Genomic DNA, 5,072 nt, shown 5'->3' on the forward strand with positions numbered 1-5,072 from the left:
GGAGGGGATGGCGCCAAGTTAGCAGCGCAGGGGGTAGATGTAGGGTCGTCCAGAGGCGGGGGCGGGCTGCACGAGGACGGTGGTGTGGTAGGCCGCCTGAAGGTGTGCCTCGGTGAGGACAGTCTGGGGGGTGCCATGAGCCAGCAAGCCGTCGGGACCGAAGAGGATAAGCTCCTCGCAGTACTCGGAGGCTATGTTGATATCGTGGAGAATCATCAGGATCGTCAGTCCCTCCGCATGAAGCGTCTCGAGGAGCTGCATGATCTCGCTCGTGTAGCCGATGTCTAGATGCGAGATCGGTTCGTCGAGGAGGAGGAGCTGAGGCTCTTGCGTGAGTGCTTGTGCTATGGCGACCATCTGCTGTTCGCCACCGCTCAGTTCGTCGAGACGCTTGTCGGCTAGTCGTGCGATGCCCGTGCGCTCGAGGTAGTGGTCGCAGCGTGCGTGATCCTCTTCGCTGTAACCGATCTGAAAGCGCTTGAAGTAAGGCAGTCGACCCATCAGGACGTAGTCATAGACCCTGAGTGGCTGAGGGGTGATCTGTTGATTGACCATCGAGATGAGGCGAGCACGCTCACGCAGGGAGTAGTCGCTGAGGGGTTTGTCTAGTAGACTTACCTTTCCAGAGAGTGGGGGCAGGACGCCCGTGAGGGTTTTGAAGCAGGTACTTTTGCCAGCCCCATTAGGCCCGATGATGGCGGTCAGGGAGCCACGAGCGATGGCGAGGTCGAGGGGACCGATGACCGCCTTGCGACCATAGCCACAGATGAGTTGCTCGGCCTGTAGGATCGTCTGACTGGTCATATCTGGTGCGATCGTCTGGTGCGGTGAATGAGGTAGAGGAAGGCAATACCACCGATCAAGCCAGTGATGACCCCTATCGGGAGCTCAATGGGCGAAAGGATGGTGCGAGCTAACATATCGCAGAGAATGAGGAAGATGCCCCCATTGATGAAGCTCCCGACGAGGAGGACGCGGTAGTCATTGCCGAGGAGGATACGTGTCGCCTGCGGGATGACTAGCCCGACGAAGCCGATGACGCCAGCCACAGCGACGCAGGCACTAGTTAGTAGCGAACTGAGAACGAAGAGCCACAGCACGACTCGTCGTGTGTTGATACCGAGCTGCTGCGCTTTGAGTTCGCCTAGACGGAGCGCATTGAGCGACTGTACGAAGAGATAGCTCGCTCCTAGGAGGAGTAAGGTGAAGAGGAGCATGCCCCAGACGATAAACGGCTTGCTCTCCTGTAGCGACCCCATCGTCCAGAAGATGATGCGGGAGAGTTGCTCGGCACGAGCCACGGAGAGAAGGAGCATGACGCCTGATGAAGCCATGAAGCTGACCATCACACCGACGAGGAGCATGCGCTGTACGCTTAGCCCGTGGCGCTGGTAGCTGTTGGCATAGACCAGTAAGATGGTGACCAAGGCTCCGATGAAGCCGAAGGCGGGGAGCGTCAGAAAGGCGGTGGACAAGCCTAAGACGATGGCGAGCGTGACCCCTAGCGAAGCACCGCCCGAGATGCCGAGGGTGTAAGGCTCGACGAGCGGGTTGCGAAAAAGCCCCTGCAGGATAGCTCCACAGAGGCTTAGTCCGCCACCGATGGAGATGGCGTTGATGATGCGTGGCAGACGAAGCTGCGTCAGGATGGTGTAATCAACAGATGCGGGGTCGGAGAGGATCTCCGAGAGCTGCCAGAGGGAGATGGGATGCGCCCCGACATGTAGCGACAGGATGGCGACGACCAGGAGGAGCAACACCATCAATGGGAGCGTCCAGTAGGACTTAGCGAGGGTCGGTCGGTGGGGCATGTTGTGGGGAAGAACCTTTTACTCACTAAGGTAGTCGGTCATCAGCTGCAGTGCCTCGACAAAGTGCTGTGGCGTGGGCTGGCTGACGATGCTACCAGGGAGCGGGCAGTAAGCCTTTTTCTGTACAGCGGTGACGGAGTGCAGCTTGTACCACGACTCTTCTGATCCGCTCTCGCTCCCATGATTGGTGATGAGGAAGAGCACCTCGGGGTCTTGCTCTACGACATACTCTAGGCTGAGCTGACCATTGCCCGCCACGGTGACGATGTTGGTACAACCGCTGAAGGTGATCAGATCATTCATATAGGTCGAGGTGGAGGCGCCAAAGAGAGGGTCAAAGGCTATCTGCATGAAGGCACGAGGATGCCAGGGGCGTGTCGCATTGAGCTGCTTGAGCCAGTCAACGCGCTGGTTGATCTCTGCGAGTCGCTGCTCGGCTAGATCGCTTGCGCCGACGATTTCGGCAATCTGGCGATACTGTGCCTGTATGGCGTCGTAGCTGGCGGGATTGGTAAACTGAATGACCTTAATGCCAGCGTTCTCCAGTGCGGAGATGGTCTGCGGAGCGGTGAAGTCGGAGGCGAAGACGAGGGTCGGACGCTGTGCTATGAGAAGCTCAAGATTGGTCTGTATGGCGGAGCCGACGACGGTGACGCTATCGGCAACAGCTCGACTACAGTAAGAGGTGCAGCCGACGAGGAGCGAGTCGCATCCGAGGTCGTAGAGCTGGTCGCTCACGGAGGGAACGAGCGAGACGATGCGTGGCGCTTGCGTCTCGTCTTCTTGCTGGCTCGCCTTGTGGCAACCGAGCAAGAGGGGGAGCAGAAGTAGGAGTGGGAGGAAGCGCAGGAGCGGTCTGCGAAGCGAATGGGTTAGAGCGGTCATGGTACGTTAGGAGTGGAGGGTAAAGGAGTCGCTGTCGCGCCATACGGGGAACTTTTGCCGAAAGGCCGCCAAAGGCTCTGGCTCTAGTGTGGCACTGAGCAGTTGGTCTGCGTAGGGTTCCGCTTCGACGAGTGGGCTTCCGAGATAGTCGTAGGCTAAGCTTTCGCCTGAGTAGTCGGTACCAAAGGGATCTGAGCCGATGCGGTTGACGCCGATGACGTAGGCGACATTCTCGATGGCACGAGCCTGTAGGAGTGTGCGCCAAGCGGTGATGCGGGGACGAGGCCAATTGGCGACGACGAGTAGGAGGTCGTAGTCGAGCGAGCCGTCCGTGTGGGTACGATTGCGACACCAGACGGGGAAGCGTAGGTCGTAGCAGGTGATTAGTCGTATGCGCCAGCCACGATAGGAGACGATGTCATATCCTTCGCCTGGCGTGAGGAGGCGGTCTTCGCCAGCCATGGAGAAGAGGTGCCGCTTGTCCTGCGCATAGAGCGACCCGTCGGGGAGTGCGATGTAAGCACGGTTGTAGTAGTGCGTCGGCTGCGCCTCGTCGTCCCAGACGAAGGCGGAGGAGGCGATCGCTATCTGATGCTCCTGCGCCAAGGCTCGCAGACGCTCCAACTCGGGTCCCCGCCAGGGACGCGCCGACTGAGCCACCTTGAGGTTAAAGCCCGTGAGCATCACCTCAGGGAAGACGACTAAGTGCGCCCCCTCCTCGGTAGCCGTGCGTACGTCCTCCGCCATCAGGCGAAGGTTTGCCTCAGGGTCGGTCCAGACGATCGGACGCTGTGCGAGGACTACCCGCAGTGTCTCCTGCTTCATCAGCTTATTGAGCTTGCTCGCTAAAGAGCTCAGGCTTCTTCGCCTGATCGGCGCGGTACTTACTCCTTATATAAAGTATGTCCTTGTCGAGGTCTCCCGTCGGGACAAACTGCTCAAAGATGCCTAGCTCCTTACGCTTGTAGTCTATGACCGCCAGCTGTATGGGTACGCCCGCCTCTTCGGCAATGTGATAGAAGCCGGTCTTCCATCTATCCCGAGCTTTGCGCGAACCCTCAGGCGTGATCGCCACGGCGAAGTCGTCCTTAGCACGAAAGCGCGCTACGACCTGCTCAACCGTATTGCCCTTGTGGCGACGATCTATGGGTATTCCGCCCATCGCCTTAAAGAGCCATCCGAGAGGCGGGACGAAGAGCTCACGCTTCATCAAGAAGTGCGCTCTCTGCCCCACTGCCCAGTAGTATAGCTTGCCCCATATGAAGTCCATATTGCTCGTATGGGGCGCTACACAGATGACGCTCTGTCGTGGATAGGTGGCGGGCTCAATGAGCTGCCAGCCACACCAGCGCAGTATGAGACGTGCTAGCTTCATCCGCAGACTAAGCCTCAGGAGTTAGCAGCTCGTCACCAAGCTTATTGACCTCGCCTTCGATCTCATTGGCGAAGTGTAGGTACTCCTCCTGGAGCTTGCTGTAATACTTGCGAACGAGCTTAGCCTCGCCACGGCCGTCCGTGTGTGAGATGCGAGCGATGAAGTCATTTTCGCTATCGATTACCTTGCTGATTAGCTCCTCGATGGCGGGCTTGCGCTCCTCTGAGGCTACTGCATGGAGGATAGATAGGTCAAAGAGCATCTCCTCGACATCTGTATGTATGGTCTTCTTTAGGTTTCTACGACTTGCCATAGTTTGATTGATTAGTTGGTTATTAGCTTACGAAAAATATGATGAGCATCTGTGCCGTCAAGACACGGAGGAACATCGTCAGTGGGTAGACTGTTGCATAGCCCACGGCGGGAGCATCCTCCTCGGTGAGTCCGTTGGCGTAGGCCAGTGCAGGAGGATCGGTCATACTACCCGCCATCAGTCCGGAGAGCGTGAGGTAGTTGACCTTAAAGAGCTTCTTGCCGAGGAAGCCCACGATGAGCATCGGTATGAGGGTGATGATAAAGCCGTAGCCGACCCAGTGGTAGCCACCGTTGACGATGGTATCTACGAAGCCATCGCCAGCACCTATGCCAACGCAGGTGAGGAAGAGCGCAATACCGATCTCACGGATCATCAGGTTGGCACTATGTGTCGTGTAGGTCACAAGGCCAAACTTAGGACCGAAGTTGCTTAGCAGGATCGCCACGATAAGCGGACCGCCCGCCAAGCCCAGCTTGATAGGCTGAGGAATACCCGGGAAGGCAAAGGGGATAGAGCCAAAGAGTACACCGATAGCGATACCGATGAAGATACCGATCAGGTTAGGCTCGTTGAGGTGCTTTTGCGAGTCACCGACCAGCTCACGCACCTTATTGACTGAGGCATCAGAGCCTACGACCCGTATCTGGTCGCCCATCTGCAGGCGCATACTAGGATGTGCTACGAG

At 57.8% G+C, this 5,072-nt stretch carries 6 protein-coding genes and 1 pseudogene; all 7 read right to left on the bottom strand.

The features are described 5' to 3' along the window. Positions 1-18: 18 nt before the first annotated feature. Positions 19-804, bottom strand: coding sequence for an ABC transporter ATP-binding protein (locus Q0X57_RS07470; RefSeq protein WP_297729752.1), 786 nt, complete (start codon positions 802-804; stop codon positions 19-21). Further along, a complete protein-coding gene (locus tag Q0X57_RS07475) occupies positions 801-1,811 on the bottom strand; it encodes an iron ABC transporter permease (RefSeq protein WP_297729755.1) in 1,011 nt (336 codons plus the stop codon). The genes Q0X57_RS07470 and Q0X57_RS07475 overlap by 4 nt, the downstream gene beginning before the upstream one ends. A gap of 18 nt (positions 1,812-1,829) precedes the next feature. Continuing rightward, positions 1,830-2,696 (bottom strand): ABC transporter substrate-binding protein, encoded by an 867-nt coding sequence (locus tag Q0X57_RS07480; protein WP_297729758.1) that lies wholly within the window; start codon positions 2,694-2,696, stop codon positions 1,830-1,832. Between the two features lie 6 nt (positions 2,697-2,702). Continuing rightward, on the bottom strand, positions 2,703-3,521 hold the full coding sequence (locus tag Q0X57_RS07485; protein ID WP_297729761.1) for a nitrilase family protein: 819 nt from the start codon (positions 3,519-3,521) through the stop codon (positions 2,703-2,705). A 4-nt stretch (positions 3,522-3,525) separates the two neighbouring features. Continuing rightward, positions 3,526-4,071 carry a lysophospholipid acyltransferase family protein gene (locus tag Q0X57_RS07490; protein WP_297729764.1) on the bottom strand — a complete coding sequence of 182 codons (546 nt, stop codon included), beginning with the start codon at positions 4,069-4,071 and terminating at the stop codon, positions 3,526-3,528. A 7-nt stretch (positions 4,072-4,078) separates the two neighbouring features. Next, a complete protein-coding gene (locus Q0X57_RS07495; protein WP_039865743.1) occupies positions 4,079-4,384 on the bottom strand; it encodes a hypothetical protein in 306 nt (101 codons plus the stop codon). A gap of 22 nt (positions 4,385-4,406) precedes the next feature. Beyond that, positions 4,407-5,072: pseudogene (locus Q0X57_RS07500) on the bottom strand (transporter); the annotation flags it as partial.

The sequence above is a fragment of the uncultured Porphyromonas sp. genome (assembly GCF_947254915.1).
Lineage (GTDB): Bacteria > Bacteroidota > Bacteroidia > Bacteroidales > Porphyromonadaceae > Porphyromonas.